Origin of the sequence: Flagellimonas abyssi, from assembly GCF_019457905.1 — a bacterium.
GTDB lineage: Bacteria > Bacteroidota > Bacteroidia > Flavobacteriales > Flavobacteriaceae > Flagellimonas > Flagellimonas abyssi.
Window position 1 is genome coordinate 62,583 of sequence record NZ_JAHZSV010000008.1, and the last position, 20,879, is coordinate 83,461.

Annotated in this window: 18 protein-coding genes; 9 read left to right on the plus strand and 9 right to left on the minus strand. The window is 40.8% G+C overall.

Going from position 1 to position 20,879, the window contains the following annotated elements; all coding sequences use genetic code 11:
• Positions 1 to 47: 47 nt before the first annotated feature.
• The 3 genes from K1F36_RS07855 to K1F36_RS07865 all read left to right on the plus strand — a co-directional run bounded on the left by K1F36_RS07855 (position 48) and on the right by K1F36_RS07865 (position 3,932).
• Positions 48 to 1,862 carry an alpha-amylase family protein gene (locus tag K1F36_RS07855; RefSeq protein ID WP_258538992.1) on the plus strand — a complete coding sequence of 605 codons (1,815 nt, stop codon included), beginning with the start codon at positions 48 to 50 and terminating at the stop codon, positions 1,860 to 1,862.
• Between the two features lie 109 nt (positions 1,863 to 1,971).
• Positions 1,972 to 2,667 carry a glycerophosphodiester phosphodiesterase gene (locus tag K1F36_RS07860; protein ID WP_220113329.1) on the plus strand — a complete coding sequence of 232 codons (696 nt, stop codon included), beginning with the start codon at positions 1,972 to 1,974 and terminating at the stop codon, positions 2,665 to 2,667.
• A complete protein-coding gene (locus K1F36_RS07865) occupies positions 2,667 to 3,932 on the plus strand; it encodes a BaiN/RdsA family NAD(P)/FAD-dependent oxidoreductase (protein WP_220113330.1) in 1,266 nt (421 codons plus the stop codon). The genes K1F36_RS07860 and K1F36_RS07865 overlap by 1 nt, the downstream gene beginning before the upstream one ends.
• A gap of 2 nt (positions 3,933 to 3,934) precedes the next feature.
• On the opposite strand, the gene K1F36_RS07870 is transcribed toward K1F36_RS07865, so the two are convergent.
• Together K1F36_RS07870 and glpK are read right to left on the minus strand one after the other, a co-directional pair.
• Positions 3,935 to 4,663: an MIP/aquaporin family protein gene (locus K1F36_RS07870; RefSeq protein WP_220113331.1), complete on the minus strand. Its 729-nt coding sequence runs from the start codon at positions 4,661 to 4,663 to the stop codon at positions 3,935 to 3,937.
• A 36-nt stretch (positions 4,664 to 4,699) separates the two neighbouring features.
• Entirely contained in the window at positions 4,700 to 6,196 is a 1,497-nt protein-coding gene (gene glpK, locus K1F36_RS07875) for a glycerol kinase GlpK (RefSeq protein ID WP_220113332.1), read from the minus strand.
• Positions 6,197 to 6,241: 45 nt separating this feature from the next.
• Here glpK and K1F36_RS07880 point away from each other — a divergent pair, with 45 nt between their 5' ends.
• Positions 6,242 to 6,796 carry a DUF1697 domain-containing protein gene (locus K1F36_RS07880; protein ID WP_220113333.1) on the plus strand — a complete coding sequence of 185 codons (555 nt, stop codon included), beginning with the start codon at positions 6,242 to 6,244 and terminating at the stop codon, positions 6,794 to 6,796.
• Here the strand turns inward: K1F36_RS07880 and K1F36_RS07885 are convergent.
• A complete protein-coding gene (locus K1F36_RS07885; RefSeq protein WP_220113334.1) occupies positions 6,793 to 7,269 on the minus strand; it encodes a TspO/MBR family protein in 477 nt (158 codons plus the stop codon). The two genes, K1F36_RS07880 and K1F36_RS07885, sit on opposite strands and share 4 nt — an antisense overlap.
• A 94-nt stretch (positions 7,270 to 7,363) precedes the next feature.
• On the opposite strand from K1F36_RS07885, the gene K1F36_RS07890 reads away from it, so the two are divergent.
• From K1F36_RS07890 to K1F36_RS07905, 4 genes are all read left to right on the plus strand, one after another.
• On the plus strand, positions 7,364 to 8,449 hold the full coding sequence (locus tag K1F36_RS07890; RefSeq protein WP_220113335.1) for a diphosphomevalonate decarboxylase: 1,086 nt from the start codon (positions 7,364 to 7,366) through the stop codon (positions 8,447 to 8,449).
• A 142-nt stretch (positions 8,450 to 8,591) separates the two neighbouring features.
• Entirely contained in the window at positions 8,592 to 9,530 is a 939-nt protein-coding gene (locus K1F36_RS07895) for a mevalonate kinase family protein (RefSeq protein WP_220113336.1), read from the plus strand.
• A 10-nt stretch (positions 9,531 to 9,540) separates the two neighbouring features.
• Positions 9,541 to 10,446, plus strand: a complete 906-nt coding sequence (locus K1F36_RS07900) for a geranylgeranylglycerol-phosphate geranylgeranyltransferase (RefSeq protein ID WP_220113337.1) — start codon at positions 9,541 to 9,543, stop codon at positions 10,444 to 10,446.
• 60 nt (positions 10,447 to 10,506) lie between these two features.
• Entirely contained in the window at positions 10,507 to 11,349 is an 843-nt protein-coding gene (locus tag K1F36_RS07905) for a pseudouridine synthase (RefSeq protein ID WP_220113338.1), read from the plus strand.
• A gap of 75 nt (positions 11,350 to 11,424) precedes the next feature.
• On the opposite strand, the gene K1F36_RS07910 is transcribed toward K1F36_RS07905, so the two are convergent.
• Both K1F36_RS07910 and K1F36_RS07915 read right to left on the minus strand, forming a co-directional pair.
• On the minus strand, positions 11,425 to 12,183 hold the full coding sequence (locus K1F36_RS07910) for a class I SAM-dependent methyltransferase (protein WP_220113339.1): 759 nt from the start codon (positions 12,181 to 12,183) through the stop codon (positions 11,425 to 11,427).
• A gap of 218 nt (positions 12,184 to 12,401) precedes the next feature.
• Entirely contained in the window at positions 12,402 to 14,039 is a 1,638-nt protein-coding gene (locus K1F36_RS07915; RefSeq protein ID WP_313790066.1) for a glycoside hydrolase family 43 protein, read from the minus strand.
• A gap of 204 nt (positions 14,040 to 14,243) precedes the next feature.
• On the opposite strand from K1F36_RS07915, the gene K1F36_RS07920 reads away from it, so the two are divergent.
• Positions 14,244 to 16,100 (plus strand): hypothetical protein, encoded by a 1,857-nt coding sequence (locus K1F36_RS07920; protein ID WP_220113340.1) that lies wholly within the window; start codon positions 14,244 to 14,246, stop codon positions 16,098 to 16,100.
• A gap of 14 nt (positions 16,101 to 16,114) precedes the next feature.
• On the opposite strand, the gene K1F36_RS07925 is transcribed toward K1F36_RS07920, so the two are convergent.
• The 4 genes from K1F36_RS07925 to K1F36_RS07940 all read right to left on the minus strand — a co-directional run bounded on the left by K1F36_RS07925 (position 16,115) and on the right by K1F36_RS07940 (position 20,790).
• Complete coding sequence (locus tag K1F36_RS07925; protein WP_220113341.1) at positions 16,115 to 16,546, minus strand: hypothetical protein; 432 nt, start codon at positions 16,544 to 16,546, stop codon at positions 16,115 to 16,117.
• A 100-nt stretch (positions 16,547 to 16,646) separates the two neighbouring features.
• Positions 16,647 to 18,836, minus strand: coding sequence for a DUF5916 domain-containing protein (locus K1F36_RS07930; RefSeq protein ID WP_220113342.1), 2,190 nt, complete (start codon positions 18,834 to 18,836; stop codon positions 16,647 to 16,649).
• Between the two features lie 272 nt (positions 18,837 to 19,108).
• Positions 19,109 to 19,618: a DUF4411 family protein gene (locus tag K1F36_RS07935; protein ID WP_220113343.1), complete on the minus strand. Its 510-nt coding sequence runs from the start codon at positions 19,616 to 19,618 to the stop codon at positions 19,109 to 19,111.
• Positions 19,618 to 20,790: an XRE family transcriptional regulator gene (locus K1F36_RS07940; RefSeq protein ID WP_220113344.1), complete on the minus strand. Its 1,173-nt coding sequence runs from the start codon at positions 20,788 to 20,790 to the stop codon at positions 19,618 to 19,620. Before K1F36_RS07940 ends, K1F36_RS07935 begins: the two co-directional genes overlap by 1 nt.
• Positions 20,791 to 20,879 lie beyond the last annotated feature (89 nt).

Genomic DNA, 20,879 nt, shown 5'->3' on the forward strand with positions numbered 1-20,879 from the left:
TATTCGTCCATATTTTAGTACTAGCATTTCTGACGTTATCTTCGTGCATGGATAAACCAGACCAAAAGACCACCCCTTTGCTCATGAAAAACAAAGCAGTAGTCTATCAGGTATTTACCCGACTTTTTGGAAATACCAATACGACCAACAAGCCATGGGGCACTATCGAAGAAAATGGAGTAGGCAAGTTTGCCGACTTTACCCTAAAAGCCTTGTCAGAGATCAAGAAGTTAGGAGTGACCCATATTTGGTACACAGGGGTGCCCCATCATGCGGTAATAGCCGATTATAGCGCTTACGGAATCTCAAACGACGATCCCGATGTGGTAAAAGGAAGGGCAGGCTCTCCCTACGCGGTAAGGGATTACTATAATGTAAACCCCGATTTGGCCCTTGATCCCGCCAAACGTTTGGAAGAGTTCAAAGAGTTGATAGAAAGAACCCACCGGGCAGGTTTAAAAGTCATAATCGATATTGTTCCCAACCACGTGGCCCGAGGTTATGAGGGGCTTACAAATCCAGAGGGCATAGAAGATTTTGGTGCCGCCGACGATACTTCCAAGGAATACGACATCAACAACAATTTTTACTATATCCCAGGTCAAGCCTTTAAAGTGCCCGAGTGGCAAGATGGATATTTGCCATTGGGAGGTAGGGAGAATACGTTGGCAGATTCCAAGTTTGAGGAAAACCCGGCAAAATGGACAGGAAACGGTTCCCGTTTGGCGCAGCCTCATTTTAATGATTGGTACGAAACCGTAAAGATAAATTATGGAGTTCGACCGGATGGGACAAAGGATTTTGAAGAATTACCCGAAGAATATCGTCAAAAGGATTATAGGGAGCACTACAAATTCTGGAAGGATAAAGAATTGCCCGATTCTTGGCACAAATTCAAGGATATTACCCAATATTGGTTAAGTTTTGGCGTGGACGGCTTCCGTTTTGATATGGCCGAAATGGTACCCGTAGAGTTTTGGAGCTATCTTAACTCCAACATCAAAATGACAAATCCAGATGCATTCCTGTTGGCCGAGGTATATAATCCGGGATTGTACCGCGATTACATTCAGAAGGGGAAAATGGATTACCTATATGATAAGGTAGAACTCTATGATAGCATAAAACATATTATGAAGGGGTACGGTTGGACCGACCATATCCCCGTAGTGCAAAGAGGAATGGCCGATATAGAGCACCATATGCTCCACTTTCTGGAAAACCACGACGAACAGCGTATCGCCAGTCCCGATTTTGTGGGTAACGCCCAATTGGGAAAACCTGCAATGGTGGTTTCCGCTACCATCAGCACGTCACCGACGATGATATACTTTGGTCAGGAAGTTGGTGAACCAGGTGCGGAAGATGCCGGGTTCGGAAAGCCTACAAGAACATCCATTTTTGATTACATCGGAGTGCCGCACCATCAAAGGTGGCTCAACAACAAAAAATATGATGGTGGCCAATTATCGGATGAAGAGAAACATCTCAGGGATTTTTACAAGCGCCTCCTAAATTTCACTATCAATAGTGAAGCGCTGATGGGCCAATACCAAGAAATCCATTTTTATAATAAAGGCAATACAGAGGGATACGACCATAGGGTTTTGTCTTATGTGAGATGGACAAACAACGAGAAAATCATTGTGCTTACCAATTTTGATGAATACAAGAGTTATTCCTTCGAACTCAAAATACCCGAAGATATAATTGCCAGTTGGCAATTAAAAAGCGGTACATATCCACTCACAGAGGAGCTTTACCAAGAAATCAATGTAAACATGGTCGTTACTAATGGGCAAGGTAAAATCCAATTGGATTTGGCACCGCTTCAATCATATATTTTTAAGGTTGATGAATGATTCATTTTTTTCATTTGCAAATCGTATTTTTAGTTTCTAAAACCAAACCAAAATGAGTAAGACCTTGCTAGTAGCTCTCGGAGCTTTTCTATTTTTAACCAGTTGTGAAATGAAAACATCGAAACCATTGGTAATTGGCCATAGAGGTGCTATGGGGCACGAAACAGAGAATACCTTGGCATCCGTTCAAAAAGCACTTGATCTAGGTGTGGATATGATAGAAATAGATGTGTTTAAAATCCAAAGTGGTGAAATTGTCGTTTTTCACGATGAAAAAGTGGATAGGCTTACAAATGGTGGCGGCAATATTGAAGAATATAATATTGTTCAACTTCGGCAACTTATTTTGGATGGTGGGCATAAAATCCCAATGCTTCAAGATGTTTTAAAACAGATAGACAACAAAGTTGCTTTGAATATAGAGCTCAAAGGCCCTGGGACTGCGGATAGGGTGAATTTCATTGTAGATTACTACATCAAATCCAAAGGATGGAGTCCGGAGAATTTTGTGATTTCGAGTTTTAATTGGGATGAACTGCGAGATATGAGGTCTCGTAATGCAGATATAAAAATTGCAGTTTTAACCTCTGAAGACCCGATTATAGCAATTGATGTGGCCAAAGAGCTGAAGGCCGTTGCCATCAACCCCCATTTTGAAACACTTACGAAAGAGAATACAGCAAAAATACACGAAGAAGGACTAAAAGTATACACATGGACGGTTAACGAACCCGAGGACATCCAAAAAATGACCGAGTTCGGGGTAGATGGAATCATTACCAATTATCCGGAACGTGTGAAGTAATGTACGATATTGTTATAGCAGGGGGAGGAGCAGCAGGCTTTTATGCAGCAATTCAAATTGCGGAATTGTCGCCACAATTGAACATAGCCATTTTTGAAAGGGGCAAAACCGTACTTTCCAAAGTAAAGGTTTCGGGCGGGGGACGTTGCAATGTGACCCATGGCGAATTTCTTCCCAAAGAATTGGCCACAAACTATCCTCGTGGAGAAAAAGAGCTTTTAGGGCCATTCCACAAATATGCCCCAATGGATGTGATGTCATTTTTTGAGGAAAGGGGAGTGCTGCTCAAAATAGAGGAAGACGGACGGGTTTTTCCTAAAAGTGATTCATCCCAAAGCATAATAGATTGCTTGCTCACTGAGGCAGAACGTTTAGGTGTACAAGTTTTGAAAAACAGTTCGGTAAAGGTCATCGATAAATTGGATGATGGTTGGCAGGTAACTACCATGAACAAGCATTACCAGACCAAAAAACTATTGCTCACTACGGGGAGTAACCCTAAAATTTGGGCACAGCTACAAAAATTGGGACATCAAATAATATCTCCCGTACCTTCCTTGTTCACATTCAATATAAAGGATAAAAGGATTCAGGGAATTCAAGGGATAAGTGCGTATGCTACCGTAGAGGTACTTCCAAAAAAGACTTTTTATACCGATAAAAGGAACTTGAACCTTAAGAGTAACGTAAAAGATGAACCGGTTCTTTATTCAGATGGGCCACTTTTGATTACACACTGGGGTTTGAGCGGGCCTGCCATTCTGAAGCTTTCTGCATGGGGGGCGAATATTTTGCACGATTATAATTATTCTTTCAGAATAAGAGTGAACTGGTTGCCCGAATACAGTACCGAATCCATGGAGGCCTACCTTAAAGAACTCAAAGAGGTGGAGGCCAAAAAAACTGTTATGCGTACCAATGTTACAGAATTGCCCAAACGTTTATGGAAGCGCTTGGTGGAAGCCGCCGAAATAATGCCGGATGAACGTTGGGGCGATATTAATAAAGAGCAGTTACTTGCGTTGGCAGAACAATTGACAGCTTCATCTTTTAAAGTAGAGGGTAAGAGTACTTTCAAAGAAGAGTTTGTTACAGCCGGTGGAGTTGATTTAAAAGAAATCAACTTTAAGACCTTCGAGAGCAAATTGCATCCCAATCTCTATTTTGCAGGCGAAATAATCAATGTGGATGCTATCACAGGTGGATTCAATTTTCAAAATGCATGGACAGGGGCCTATATTGCTGCGCAGGCCATTGCCTCCTAAAATTATTGTAGGGCCAAAGCAATCCATGCAGCTATCGAGGCTCCCAAAATAGGCCCAACAACAGGTATCCAAGCATAGCCCCAACCATTACTCCCCTTGTTTTTTAAAGGTAAAAGTGCGTGAACAATGCGCGGACCCAAATCCCGTGCAGGATTTATGGCATAACCTGTGGTTCCACCCAAGGACAGACCGATGCCCCAAACAATAAGAGCAACAGGTAAAGCGCCCAGAGAACCCAAACCTATAATCGCATCGTCCGTAGATAGTACTGCGTCGGTAAAATAGAGCACGGAAAAGACCAATACAAATGTTCCCAATACCTCGGAGAATAGATTTGTAAATGTATTTGGAATGGCCGGTGCCGTACAAAAGACCCCTCGTTTGGTGCCTCCATCCTCAGTAACATCAAAATGGTCTTTGTTTACGAGCCACACACAAAATGCGGCAAACATTGCACCGATAAATTGGGCCAATATATAGGAAGGAACCTCCGCCCAAGGAAATTCACCCGCTACGGCCAATCCAATACTTACTGCGGGATTTATATGCGCGCCGCTGTATGGGCCAGCGACGACAACACCGGTATAAACGGCAAAAGCCCAGCCTGTAGTGATCACGATCCAGCCGGAGCCGTTCCCGTAGGTTTTATGTAGGGATACGTTGGCATTTACGCCACATCCGAGTACCATCAACAAAAAAGTGCCTACAATTTCAGCTATAAAAGGAGTCATATAAAGGAAATGTTAGTGTTTATGATATTTTGAAAATTAAGGGTTCTGCGTCCAGAACTCCAACGCTTTAATGGCTTTGTACCATCTTTTTATGCCTTCATTAATAGTTTCACGTTCCTGAGTTGGATTAAAATGGACATCAGTTTGCCAAATATCCTGTATTTCTTCAGGACTTTCCCAATAGCCAACGGCCAATCCTGCCAAATACGCAGCTCCCATTACAGTGGTCTCCACAATCTTTGGTCGTACCGTAACAGTGTTCAAAACATCGGCCTGAAATTGCATCAGCATATCATTTACAGTGGCACCGCCATCAACACGAAGCTCTTTTATAGAAATACCCGAATCTGCTTCCATTGCTTTTAGGATATCCATGGTCTGGTAGGCAATGGACTCCAAAGCGGCACGTGCAACATGGGCATCGGTGCTGCCCCGTGTAAGGCCAAAAATAGTTCCCTGTGCCTTTTGGTTCCAGTGGGGCGCGCCCAAACCTGCAAACGCCGGAACAAAAACCACTCCTTCTGTACTGTCTACCGAACTGGCAAGTTTTTCTACTTCAGCCGAGGTTTTTATAATGTTTAGGCTATCTCGTAACCATTGTACCACGGCACCTGCGATAAAGATGCTTCCCTCAAGGGCATATTGTGTTTTTCCGTTGATTTTCCAAGCGACCGTGGTCAGCAGGTTGTTGTCCGAAACAATCGGTTTTTCCCCAATGTTCATCAACATAAAGCAACCAGTCCCGTAGGTGTTCTTGACCATTCCTTTTTTGGTGCACATTTGCCCGAACAGGGCAGCTTGCTGATCGCCCGCAATGCCTGCAATCGGAATAGGAGTGGCAAATAAGTTGGGAGTGGTATGCCCATAGACTTCGCTGGATTGCTTCACTTCGGGCAACATGCTTTTAGGAATCGTCAACAGTTCCAAAAGCTCATCATCCCAATCCATCGTGTTGATATTGAACAGCATGGAGCGGCAAGCATTCGTCACATCCGTTATATGAAGTCCCCCATCCGTCATTTTCCATATCAACCACGAATCTATGGTTCCCATGATCAAATCACCCATTTCTGCCTTTTCTCGAGCGCCCTCCACGTTGTCCAGAATCCATTTTACCTTGGTTCCGGAAAAATAGGAATCGATGACCAATCCCGTTTTTTCTCTAATCATTTGGGACTTGCCTTCTTTTTTCAGCTCATCGCAATAATCTGCCGTCCGTTTGTCTTGCCAAACAATGGCATTATAAATGGGCTCGCTGGTATTCCTGTCCCACACCACAACGGTTTCCCGCTGATTGGTTATGCCAATGGCGGCCATTTGCGAAGCCTTCAATCCTTTTTTGCTCACAGCTTCTGCGGCCATACCAGCTTGGGTGGACCAGATTTCATCGGGGTCGTGTTCTACCCAACCTGGTTTGGGAAATATTTGTGTGAATTCTTTTTGGGCAACGGAGATAATGGTTCCCTTTTGATCAAAGACTACGGCACGGGAACTTGTGGTACCTTGGTCCAAGGCAAGGATATATTGATTCATTTTGCTAATTTAAGTGCGTTTGAATTTACTAAAATTAATTCGGGTTTGGAATCCATCAATATGGGGAATACACATATAGCTTTGTTGCGCGGAATCAATGTAAGTGGTCAAAAAAAGATAAAAATGGCCGATTTGAGGCAAGTTTTGGAGGAAAACGGACTGAAAAACGTCAAAACCTACATCCAAAGTGGCAATATTATTTTTGATGACGAACAAACAGATAGGCGTAAACTTCAGGAAAAAATAGCGATAATCATACGTCAACAATTTGGATTTGATGTACCGACCTTAGTGGTTCAGAAAGATGACGTGGAACATATATTGAAAGCAAATCCTTTTCACGAAGAGGCGGAGGAAAACAAACTGTATTATGTTTTGCTGAAAAGTACCCCTAAAGAAGAGCTGGTGGAGCAGTTCAATCAGCTTCAATTTGAACATGAAGGTTTTAAAATCACCGATACCTGCGTATATCTTTTCTGTAAAAGCGGCTATGGTAAGGCAAAACTGAACAACAATCTTATTGAAAAGAAACTACAAGTAGAGGCTACTACCCGAAATCATAAAACAATGCTGAAGTTATTGGAAATAGCTAGTAATTAACCGTTCAGTTCCCAAATTTTATAGTTCAGTGCCGATGCAAAGGCCACCCAAAGTACATAAGGAACCATTAACAGTGCCGCAGGTTTACTGATGACCCTGAACCATTTTATGGTAAGGATGATCATCGTCAACAATACCAGGATAACAACCATTCCACCCAACGGATTTTTAAGCCCGAAGAAAACAATGCTCCAGAGGGCATTCAATAACAGTTGGAACACAAAATGGTACAGCGCTGTCTTAACCCAAATATGATGGTAGCCTTTGGACCAAACTATGCCCGCGGCAACGCCCATCATAATGTACAATGCCGTCCAAACGGGGGCAAAAAGATAGTTTGGGGGGGTAAAAGATGGCTTGTTCAGGGTAACGTACCAATCATTCACAGAACTTTGGGTAGCAATGCTCGCCAAAAAACCAATGGCAAGGCAGACCAAAACGCTCAGGGTTATGTAGATAATTCTTTTTTTCATGGCTGGCACAACTTCGACTAAAATAAGAATTTATTTGCATCCGATTTCCAGTAAGTTTGTCGCTGCTTATATTTGTTTAAATAATCCATTCCCAATGACGGAAAATGATTTTTTGCCCAGTAGCTATCAAAATTCGCCCGAGAAAGGTAAGGTGACTTGGAAGGCACCAAGCAACATTGCCCTTGTAAAATACTGGGGAAAACGTCCCGTTCAGATACCTGCCAATCCGTCCATTAGTTTTACGTTGGATTCTTGCGCAACGACCACTTCCGTTTCTTTCGAAAAAAAAGAGGATAGGGAAAGTTTTTCATTTGATTTGTTTTTTGAGGGAAAACCGAAGGACGATTTTAAGCCGAAGATCCTAACCTTTTTGGAGCGGATTGAGAAGTACCTGCCTTTTTTGAAGGAATATCATTTCATCATTGAAACGTCAAATTCCTTTCCGCACAGCAGCGGAATAGCATCCTCTGCCAGTGGCATGGCAGCACTGTCCTTATGTTTGATGGATATAGAAAAGCAACTAGATCCTGCCTTGGATGAAGCGTCCTTTTATGCCAAAGCTTCGCATTTGGCCCGTTTGGGCTCTGGAAGTGCCTGCCGAAGTATTAAGGGCAGTCTGGTTCAATGGGGAGAACACAAAAATATTCCAAATAGTTCCGACGTATGCGGAATTGAATACCCGTTCGAGGTGAACCCTGTTTTTAAAAGCTATTGCGACACCATTTTATTGGTGCACAAAGGTCAAAAACAGGTGAGCAGTACAGTGGGCCACCAATTGATGCACGGTCACCCGTATGCGGAAAACCGATTTAAGCAAGCATTTGATAACTTGGACAAGCTAAAACCCATTTTGGCCGATGGTAATCTGGAAGAGTTCATCAAACTAGTGGAAAGCGAAGCACTTACCCTGCATGCCATGATGATGACCAGCATGCCCTATTTTATGTTGATGAAGCCCGATACTTTGCAAATCATCAATAAAATTTGGGCATATCGCGAAGCGACCAAAACCCCAGTTTGTTTTACATTGGATGCGGGCGCCAACGTACATTTACTATATCCGGAAGATGTTAAGGAAAAAGTACTGGACTTTATCAAAGATACATTGGCCGAACACTGCGAAAATGGTCAGTACATCCACGATCAAGTAGGCGAGGGCGCCATCAAAATAAACACTTAAAAATGAACAGCTAAGCTGTTTTTTTACGTTATTTGCCAAGATTTTAGGCAGACGGGAGAAGTTTTTTTATAGATGAAATCGATTTGTTTATCGAATTTCGTTCATCATTAAACAAAATTTGTTTGTATCTTAGTAGTATTATATGAAAGGTCCATTATTTTATTCCAAGATTTTATTGTTCGGGGAGTACGGTATCATCAAAGACTCCAAAGGACTATCCATACCCTATAATTTTTTTAAAGGAGCGCTAAAATGGGACAACGACAATTCCGAAATGGCTCAAAAATCGAACAAAAGCCTGAAAGCCTATGCGCAGTATTTGAAAGTGCTCGAAATGAAGGAGGAAGGTTTGGTCTCTTTTGACATTGAAGCTTTGGAAAAGGATGTGGCAGATGGGATGTACTTTGACAGTTCCATCCCCCAAGGCTACGGAATTGGCAGTAGCGGCGCATTGGTCGCTGCGATTTACGACCGCTATGCCACCGATAAAATCACGGTACTGGAAAATCTTACCCGTGAAAAATTGCTTCAATTGAAGAAGATTTTCGGGAAAATGGAATCCTTCTTCCACGGCAAGTCTTCCGGACTGGATCCGTTGAACAGTTATTTGAGCTTACCCATTCTCATCAACTCCAAGGATAATATTGAATCCACCAGTATTCCGTCTCAAAACATGGAGGGAAAAGGAGCGGTTTTCTTATTGGATAGTGGAATGACGGGTGAGACCGCACCTATGGTACAGTTGTTTATGGAGAACATGAAGCAGGAAGGTTTCCGCAATATGATCAAGAACCAGTTCATAAAACATACCGATGCCTGTGTGGAGGACTTTTTGAACGGTAATGTGAAATCTTTGTTCGGAAATTTAAAGCAACTTTCCCATGTGGTTTTTGACAATTTTAAACCAATGATTCCGGCTAAGTTTCACCAACTTTGGCAAAAGGGCATCGAAACCAACGATTATTACCTCAAACTTTGTGGTTCTGGAGGCGGTGGATATATTTTGGGCTTTACCCAAGATTTGGAAAGGGCCAAAAAAGCGCTTGAAGGCCATAATCTGGAAGTAGTGTACAACTTCTAACAGCAAACACATGCTTAGTAGAAAAAACAAACTCTTGCTGTTTAAGCTATTGAGTCTGTTTTCTGTGGTTCGGGGTTACAATATCCTCGTGATAACCTTTGCACAATACTTGGCCTCCATCTACATATTGTCACCCAACATTCCTTTGCGTAAAGTGGTTTTGGATGTGAATCTGTTCCTTATCGTTACCGCCTCTGCGCTTACCATAGCGAGCGGATATATCATCAATAATTTTTATGATGCGGAAAAAGACTTGATCAACAAGCCTACCAAAAGTATGTTGGATCGTTTGGTGAGCCAGCGTTTTAAACTGACCACCTATTTTATCCTTAACTTTTTGACTGTTTTTGCAGCGAGCTATATTTCATTTAAGGCGGTTTTGTTCTTTTCGGCCTATATTTTTGGTATCTGGATTTATTCACACAAGCTGAAACGTATACCTTTTGTTGGTAATTTGGTATCCTCCACTTTGGCCATAGCACCGTTTTTTGTGGTTTTTGTTTACTACCAGAACTTTCAGACTGTGATTTTTGTACACGCCCTTTTTCTGTTCCTATTGATTTTAGCCCGGGAAATGATAAAGGATTTGGAAAATATGGCAGGCGATTTGGCGCAGAACTATAAAACCATTCCCATAATATATGGGGCCGGGGTCTCAAAATCCATTATCACCTCTTTGATTGTACTCACCTTGGTGCCCGCCCTGTTGCTCATCAAAAGTTTTGATGTCGGCTATATGCATTACTACTTTATGGCCTGCGTGGCCCTTCTTATTCTTTTCTTGATACTGTTATGGAAAGCCGAAGGCAAAAGACACTACGTTTGGCTGCACAACATCATCAAATTTATTATTGTAGTGGGCGTTTTCAGTATTTTGTTGATAGATGTGGATGTGGTACTCAACCGAATTTTGTAATTCTTTGTTCTTTAGGATTTTTGGAACTTAAAAAGACTACATTTGCAAAAAATTCGACTGATGGCGAAATCAGACAACAACAGAGGTAAAAGACCTTCCAAAAACTTCAAGGGCGGTGAAAGAAAAAAACCGTTCAACAAAAATTTTTCTTCAAGACCCAAGCAGAACGCTCCCCAGAAAAAATCCAATCCAGATGAGATTCGATTGAACCGCTATATTGCCAATGCCGGGATTTGTTCCCGTAGGGAAGCTGACACTTATATTGCTGCCGGAAACGTAACCGTAAACGGAAAACCGGTGACCGAAATGGGTTACAAGGTAAAGCGATCCGATGATGTGCGTTTTGATGGAAAGCGCCTTAATTTGGAAAAAAAGGAATACGTGCTGTTGAACAAGCCCAAAAATTTTATTACTACCACAAGTGATGAAAAAGGGCGCCGTACCGTAATGGAACTGATTTCGAGTGCATCCAACAACCGTTTGTTGCCGGTAGGCCGATTGGACAGGAACACCACAGGGCTGTTGCTTTTTACCAACGATGGAGACCTCACCAAAAAGTTAACGCACCCTACGCACAACGTACGCAAAATTTACCACGTGCATTTGGACAATAATCTTAGTTTGGGCGACCTCCATAAAATCGAGGCTGGTCTGGAACTGGAAGATGGGCCCATATCCGTGGATAGCGTGAGTTACATCCAAGGGGCACCAAAGCGAGAGGTGGGCGTGGAAATCCACAGCGGACGAAACCGAATTGTGCGCCGTATTTTTGAGCATTTTGGCTATAATGTGACCAAATTGGACCGCGTGGTCTTCGCCGGCCTGACCAAGAAAGATTTGCCACGGGGCCATTGGAGGTACTTAACGGAGCAGGAGGTAATCAATTTGAAGAATATTAAATAAACAACTGATAGTATTCTTGGAGCGATCGATACAGCGTTCGTTGATTTGTCTCTTTTCAAACCATAGATTTTTTCCTTATTTACGGCATAAGTAGATTTTTTCTGTGCAATCAAATCCATACTTAAATTGTTCTTCTGTGGAGAACGAGTCGATAAAATCATCTTCCGTTACCTCAAAGCCGGCATTTGTCAACCGTTCTTTGTAGTCTTGTCCGTACCACCGCACATGGTCACGCCTTCCAAACGCTTTTAACCTTGCTTTGGGGGATGTTATGGAAAAATCCTCATAAGTTTTTTCTCGATCATAATCAATGGGAACTTGGAATATGCCTAAACCATTTGGTTTCATCACCCTATAAAGTTCTGACATTGCCAATGCATCGTTTGGAATATGCTCCAGGACATGGTTGCATAAAATAAAATCAAAATAATCGTCCTCGAACGGAATTTTGGTGATATCGGCCTTCCTGACTGGGATGTTGCCGTTATAGTTATAAATATCCGGATGAAGATCGCAGGGAAAATAATCTATCTGGGAAGATTCCGAAAAAATGTCATAAAAGACTTTTTCGGGTGCAAAATGGAGTAATCTCAATGGTTTGTTGATTAACTCTTTGTCCTGAATATATTTCCAAATCAATCGATGCCTTTCCAGTGAGCCACAATTATGGCATTTGGAGTTCTTTCTTTTTGTATTTCCAAATGGTCCAAATTCGCGGTACTCTGAATTACAGATGGAACATTGGACAATATTTCCCTTGAATATTTTTTCCTTTCTCTTTTTAAGGTGTTCCCTATGCTTTTGTTTGATGGAAAATTTAAGCAGGCTGTTCATTATTTTTCAGATTTGAAAAATAAAGATGGGTAAAACTGCCCAAAACAATCACTCCCAATTGACGAATGCCCCTTTTGGGTTGACGGATTTACAAAATGTAGACCATTGATGAGGATTTTCTGAACAAAAAGACATCAATTTGAAGGGTATCGGATAGTCTCAAATAGGAATTTGGAACATGGGAGTGCCATGTTTGCGGCGAGGTGATAAATTCTTTGTTAAGGCTTAGGTTGCTTTGTAACTTTACCTATTCGGTAATAATCAAAATCAACATATCCGCCTGCTTCTTGTGTAGCATAATTGAACAGTCCAAAACGATAGCCCATAAAGTGCTTGGTAAAGGTGTACACCATCTGTAACGGTTTGCCGATTGGTTGCCATTCTTTTCCATCAAGACTGTAATAAAAAAGTGCTTTATCGGTATCAAAATCGCAATCGATTCTAAAATGGACATTTTCTTGATCAATGGGGACCTGTTCAATAATTTTGGATGTAGTACTTAAGTCGTTATAAGCAAGAACACCTTGTTTCTCATCTTCCCCTTCCATATCCAACTTTGACTCAACCATCACAATGAAGTTTTTTCCATCTTCTTTTTTCACACCAACGTATCCGTATTTGTTTTGAAGAGCAATTAGGCCTGCTATATCGCCATTCTTCATTTGGGATATGTCGATCAAAGTACTGGCGGTGCTTTTTGGACCAAACGTGCGCTGGGTGAGCATGTTTTTGGCAAGGAGAACGTTGTTGTCCACGCGTGCTGTGGTAATACGCAATCGCCCAGGGTTTTCCAAAATATCCCAGTTGTTGTTATCAGGGTTGTGGTTCCATTGCCATGCGAGCGGCAATTTTGGATCGCTTATATCACGTTCGAATTCATCGGAAGCTACAATTCCAAAAATACCTTTGGAGTTATCGGCTAGATCTAAGCTTTGCGGCACTTTTCCATCAACGCCAAGTACCGGCCAACCACTTTGGAACGTCACAGGAACCAAGTAGGGGATACGTCCTACACTTCCTCTATCTCCGAACAACATAGCGTACCAATCGCCATCGGGCGTGTTTACCAATCCCCCTTGGGCAATGCCCTTATGTTGTAGGGCGACACGGCCTTCATAAGGTCCTTCAATATTATCTGCCCTATGTATGATCACTGAGCGTTCCCATTTGCTTTTTGGAGATGCAATGTTGAACAGATAATATTTGCCATTGATTTTATGTAGCTGGCTACCTTCTCCTGGTAATCCGCCTACTTCATCTTCACCGAATGCAAGGTTTACATTCTCAATGATTACTTTTTCAAGCCCATTGGGTTTTATATCGGATGCGTCAGGAAGTAATTCCACCAATTTGATTTGACCACCTCCATAGATCATATATACACGTCCGTTATCATCAAAAAACAGTGAATTGTCGTGCAGAACGGGTTCAAAAGAATGGGATTCCCATGGTCCGGTCTCTGGGTTTTTGGTTTTGTAAACATGTGTTTTTCCAGAAGTGGCGGAAAAAGTTGACGCATAAAATAGGCCATTGTGATATCGTAGGCTACTGGCCCAAGACCCTTTTCCGTAGGCTTCTTTACCATTTTCCAGATTCATTTTGTCGTTTTCCACCAATCGGTCGTAGGCGTAGCCAGCGATTTCCCAGTTGACCAAATCCTTTGATTTCATGATAGGCAATCCAGGGCTCATGTGCATGGTGGTGGAGCTCATATAATAAGTGTTATTCACTCGCATGACGCTTACATCTGGAACATCGGCCCAAATAATGGGGTTTTCTGCAACTTGGCAAGAGGTATTGATTATACCTAAAAAAAAGAGAGATAAAAGGAATCTACAGCCCATATTCATCGCCATAATGTATTATTTTCAAACAGAGAGTGAAGTTAATTAAAAAAATGTAATTTACACACTTGTATTGTGTTGCTGTAAAAATGCAGTACTGCTATTATGAAATCTATTTCTGGAAAATTGTTATAATTTACTAAAGTCCTTTTTTTAACTTACATTGTAAGTTCTTGAAGAATTTAATGATGTGGTTCAGGTCAAAATTAAAAAACCATGTTTCGAAAACATATCCTATTTGTATCGTTCCTTTTTTTACTGATTGCATGCTCAGATGAAGGCTCTTCTAGCGAACAAGAAGAAGAGCAGATCGTTGAAAATGTCCTAATAGAATTGAATATTGAAAATGACGAAATCATTACTTCGGACGAGATAACCATCACAATAACTGGAGATGCGGCAATATCCAGTTTAGAGGTTTTTTTGGATAATGGGATGATTCACAAGTTTAATGCACCACCTTTTATCATAAAGATTGAGACAGAGGCATTAGAGGACGGTGAGCATAGTTTAAAAGTTGATGCCTATTCTGAAGGCAAAATAATAGGGACCAAGACAATATCTGTCAAAATTGATAATGAAGGTCCAATTTTTGTTTTGGATGATATCTCCGAAAATGAGATTATCTGTGAGGAAGTGCAATTACATCCAAGTATAACAGATCTGGCTTCAAATGTTGAACTACTTCAGGTCTATATCGATGATTTGCTATTATTGGAAAAGCAAAGAACGACCGATTGTTCTTTTTTATTGAACCCAAGAGAGCTTCCCACAGGTATTGGAAACCTTAAATTTATAATGGAGGACACTTCAGGTAATATTACCAAAGATTCTGTTGCAATCAATGTTGCAGACCAGTTCTTTCGAATTAGCTTTCCTAATGATTTTATGAGGAAGAATATAGAGAAGGTACATGTGTTAATTTCAGATAAGGACGGAAATTATATCGACAGTAAAACACACGAGTCTGGCGAAATCGAGACATTGTCATTCTGCTCCATGGAAGAAATGAATCCTGCTACGGAGTTTACAATTTCCTTTATTGAGGACTTTGATAATACCATATTCAACTTTTACGTATACAATAATCTAACATTGAACATGGTTGGTGAAGAAATCACCTTAAATCAAAAGTCCGGGGGGTTGTCCCCAGCAATACTGAATATCGAAGTGCCCTTTTTTGAGGAAGGATACCAAATGAGGGCTTCAGGTCCATGGAATTCGCTTATCTATACCGGCGATGAATTTTCGGGTCATGTCTCAAGAGAGTTCAGTAATGATTTGGCAACAAACAAAACATTTATCAGTTACTTTAATTCAAACATCGAAAACAGTTATCAATGGGCCTTTATCAGCGATTTACAATACAGAACATCCTTGCTGGAGGAAGATTTTTCAAGTGATGATGTGGAAATAAATAGCTTTGATCTCAATCGAACGTATCAAAGTACGCTGATCAAAATTACTGGATACGAAAATGAAGCTATGTACCGAGCCAGAAGCGGCCATTTGCTATACGCAGATTATCTCAGACCAAGTGGCTCATTTACCAACGCATATATTTATCCAAATATGTTTGAGTATACAACCTATTGGGGTCAGTTGTTAAACTATACCTTCGAAGGCTCCGGAACCATACCGTCCACGATTACCGTACCCACTGCATCTGTAGATTATAGCTTCTCCAATGAACAACTAAGCTTTACCGGGTTGCCTAATTTTGAAGTTGGTCGTCTGCGGTTAGTGGGTACAAGTTCTGGTACTGGATTGCTTACACCTGAAAACCCATCTGTTAGAATGGAATTTATTTTTGATGGTCAAAATACGAATCCGACGATACCCGAAGTACCTGAAGGACTCTTTCCAGAAGCAGTAACAGAGATGTTTGCAAATAAATATTTCGAAATAACACAAGGGGCGGCAGAAAACTACTCGGTCTTTACTTCCTATCAAGAATATATTCAAAACGTATTGGTTCCGTCCGTTCCTTTTTACATAGCATCACCTTTTAAAGAGCGAGTGTTTAAGTCTCAGGGACCACAATGGTTGCCAGCTAATGAATTTCCATTTTAAATTTGAGGTTCTGATTATTGTCGGGAATAATTGATTTTGATACTGCTAAATCCACCAAGGCTATCGTATCCGCACCAGATGCTTCCCCAGTCAAAATTTCGTTTAGTCCCAACCTCTCTTTGGAGCCAGTTTTTACAATATTCCAAATGTTCCATTTCGTCTTCATAGCTCCAATTGTTCCAATTTTCTTTAAAGTAAAAAGGGACAGTGTTTATAAAAATTTCAAGGAGAATTAATTTGTTATAGCTAAAACTCAAACGCAAAATAAAATACCTGCCATCGATCGCTACATTTCTAAAGATTATTTTTTGTTCCTGAGCATCAGAGGTTCCAATTACTTCTGGGTTTTCGCCAAGCATGAAATCCTTTATTATATTGAAATCGGTTTTGGGACCAAATTTTATCCCTTCGTCAATGGACAAAGTGCCGGTATTCTTGTCTAGCATCTCTTCGTGTTTTATATATAATTTAACCGAAGTTCTGCAATTTCGGGAGGACAGCTTACCTAAAATTGACGAATACCCCTTTTGGGTTGATGGATTGCAATTACCGATTAAACCAATAGGTAAATTTGAGCGTCAGCGACCATAAATTACCTTCAAGCGGTGATAATTGCTCGTTGTTGTTGAAGACCAAAAACAAATCCGAAGCAGGGGCATAGCGCCATTGCAATCGGGAGTTGATGCCAAAATTATTGACCTGTTCGTTGTATTGGAACAGCGTGTTCCAAAACAATTTATTCGTAAAAGTAATATCGGCTTCAGTGCCCACGAGCCAAAAATCCGTGGTGTACCATGGTTCGGGCAAATCTAAATTGTTGTAACTGAGAACAGCCTTTAAACTAACATAGGGCTGAAACCTATACCCGAGTTCCGCATTAAGGTTGGTGCGGTATCCTCCTGAAAAATAATGTCCCAGACGAGTGGTCAGATTGTAAGTGAACAGACTTTTAGGTCGCGAATTATAGGAGAGGTATACGCCGTTCCAATGGTGGCGGGTCCCTGCGGCCAATTCCTCTTTTCCGGTATTAGTAGGGTCGAACGGAGCCAAAAGCTGTACATATTCGTTAAAAACATCCACTCCCAACGAGCTACGGTCCATAAAGTTTACCGCGTACCCCAAAATGGAGACATAATCGGTTGAATTCATACTCGGGTCGAAGTAGTAATAACCGGTGTACTGCGGACCATGGCTCACCACCTTATCGCTGGACGGCAGAAACAGATGCCCTACGGTACCTTCCAATTTAATGTAATTGTTCCGGGGCACAAAACCTACTTCCGAAGTGAAGTTCTCGGAGATATACTCCTGCTGTACGCGCCAGTTCCATTTACGACTACTGTATTCCAAATGGGCACCTTGGGCAAAACCATTATAGGTGGAATCAGGACCGAACGATTTCAGCATAAATACCTTGCCATTATATTGATTGTCAGCAGAGGCCAGATTGTATTCAAGCCCGAGATTTCTATTGAATTTAGTGTATTGTGTCTGCAGGCTATCGGCTAAGGAATTGTAATCCAGCGATTCCTTGTTTACGAACATGAGGCCAATATTGGAGCGGGAAAATACCTTTTGTTGTAGAGATAGTACCGCAAAGTTTTGACTGGGCAATCCTGTTTCGTCCAATTTGTCGGTCTGCATATCCATTAGCCCCAAACGAAGGTTCTTGTTCAAGTTACCACTTACTCTTGCTCCGGCAACAATGGGTACGCCAAGTCCAATTCTGCGTGAAAAGAACGGGCGAATCTCATCGTATCCGAAACTGGCAAAGAGGTCCGCATTTTCAAGGAAAAATTGCCGTCTTTCAGGAAAAAATAGCTCAAAACGGGTCAAATTGGCAACTTGACGGTCGGCTTCCACTTGCGAAAAATCAGGGTTAATGGTCAGGTCCAAATTAAGTGAAGAAGTGAGTCCAAGTTTTACGTCCCCACCTACCTTAAATTCATTATCGTACGTAATATCCTCGATGCTAGAATTGCCGACCGTGCCCAGTACATAGGGGATGATGGAGTAGTTGAGCCCTTGTTTAGGTGGTGGGTTGTCCCAGACCATTGTGCCCGTATAGGCCAAAGAGGCTGTTGGAAATTGGCGTGGAATCGGTGTCCAGCTCGATTTTTCGTTGGTGCTCAAATCCAATCTGGAAAAATTGACGCCCCACTCGGTCACGTTTTTTTCATAACGGATGGATTTAAAGGGGATGGCCATTTCCACGACCCATTTGTCTTCATAGCTCTGTACTTCGGAAACCCATTTACTGTCCCAGTTAAGGTCAATGCTGCCACCGTTGGACATGGTTCCGTCCCATTGGGCGCCATAGGCGTTTGCCCCAAAACTAAACCCCGTGGTCTGGTTGTTGAACGGGTCCATGAACAACAAAAAATTATCGTTGCCCCCAAAGGAGAAGTCCCTACGAAGCGATTCCACCACATAGGTGTTTCCAGGCGTTTTGTAAAAGGTGGCCAAGAGATAGAGCTGTTTGTCGTCATAGACCATTTTAACTTCTGATGGCTGTGTGGCCTTACGGTCGTCCATGGGCAAAACCATAAAGAAGTCCTTGGCGGCCTCAGCTTTTTGCCAAGTGGCCTCATCACCAATACCATCGATGGTGAGGGTTTCGTCGGTTTTGTACAGATGGATTTTGTAATCGGCATTTTTCTTTTGGGCAAACGAAAATGCGCAAAAGAATATAGCAAAAGCTATAAAAGCGGGGGTGGGGTTGGTTCGGTTGATCATTGTTTGTTTAGTGAAGTAAATGTAATAATTTACTTTGTTTTTTAACAATGAATTAAAACTAGCGTGGCTATACTATCAAATAACTAAGTTCAATCAATATTGGTGGATTTAGGATATAGTGGTTGGGAGTGTTTTAGGTGTTGTACTTATCGGTCTCGTGTATGAGCAGTAGCGGATTTTATACACTCTTTTGATGTTAATCACCGACCTTTATTATAAAATTACTCACTTCGTTATAGCGACTAAACCGCTATTATTTTTATACACTGGCTTTATTCTGATTTACAAGTAAATTTTATGTTCAAATCCCTTATAAAGTCAAAATCGTCAATCCACTTAACATTCATATTATCGTAAACATGAGGGATTTTAATTTTGGTTTGTTTCTTAAAATAATCTTTCGTTTCCTTTGTCACGACAATTGCATTTTCTTTAATTGCGTGGGCAATTACCCAAGGGTCAGCCTTTGAGTGAATTCCGTTACTTGAAACTAAATATTTATGACTTGGATTAGATGCATATATTTCTTTTAAACAGTTTGCTATTTCTCCATCAATTTTTCTAATCGGAATATCACTGTTTTTTAACCATTCAAATAAATTGTCCTCACCTTTCTCTATTTCTTCATAAACTAATTCGGGAATAAAAATCACGCCTTTTTTACCTAAATCGTTTAAAACCTCCCAATAAGAAGGACAAATTTCTGGAGAATAATATTTTTGCCAAGCTTGAATAAGAATATTGGCGTCAATACAGTAAACTACTTTTTCATCTTCGAACATTAGGCTAGCAGTTTTTCAAATTTTTGGAATTTATTAATCTGCGTGTTAAGAAGATTACTTGCAATTGATGGTGACAATGAACCGTTATTGAAAGAATCCATTACAATTCTCGTGAATAGTTTACTGTTTTTATTTAAGCGTAAAAGGTAAGCATCTGGACCTCCTTTTCTTTCTCTTTGTTTTTCCTTTTTTATCTTTTCTCTTTCTAAAAACTTCTCAAATTCATCTTGAGCATCTTGTTTCAGAATTTTATATTCTGATTGGGAAATTAAATTTAAGTTTAAAGCACGAACTAATAACGCGAAAGAACTTATGCCTAGTTCTTTTGCCTGTTTAAAAATTAAATCATTTGAATCGAATGTATCGGCTCCCAATTGTGTGATTAATTCCGTTGGCATTAGTGCATTGGCTGCAACTTGGTTACAAAACAATTCTACTGGATGAAATTTTGATTTAGGTCTATCAGTAAAATCAATATCTATTTCATTTGAGATACCCGATTTAGCTATCCAAATATGTGCTAATTCGTGGACTAATGTAAAGAGTTGTGGTGCATTCCAATTTTTTGAATTAACAAACACAAAAGGGGCGAATTTGTCAGCAATCGCAAAACCTTGAATTAAGTCTCTATCTAGTACCAAATGTGAATGCAAATAGCTAGCACGAGATATAAATATTCCCGCAGTTTCTGCTTTATCAATCCATTCGTTAATTGGTGTTTTCTGATAATTACTTGGACTAATTTTTAAGGTGTTCAATATATCTCTAGCAACAATTTCTGGGTTATCATTGATAGAATATTTGCCAACAAAAGGAAGTTTGTCTTCGCCAATTTCTTCGTATAATTCACTTATCCAGTTCTGTTTTTCTTGAACATCACGAATTATAAATAATGATGCTGTATCTAACTTCTGAGCATCATCTCTTCTATAATCTTGTAGTGGTTGAAAATCTTTTGGTATTTCTGGTAAAAAGAAAAGTGAAAATGGTCTTCTAAAACTTTTTGCCAAGATTTGAGCTTGTCGAATTGTCGGAAAATCATTTCCGTCCTCCCAAGTCAAATATCTTTCGGGTGATACAGAAACTTTTTTGGCAGCATCTTCCACAGAGATATTAGCGGACTTTCTTGCCCACTTTAAAATCTCGGATGTTATAAATGCTTTATCCGCCATTATTTTTTATACAAAGGTAAAATTTTAATTCAGAGAGTGAAGTAAGTAGATTTCCGGATAAATCTTTAGTATAAATTGACCAATGCCCT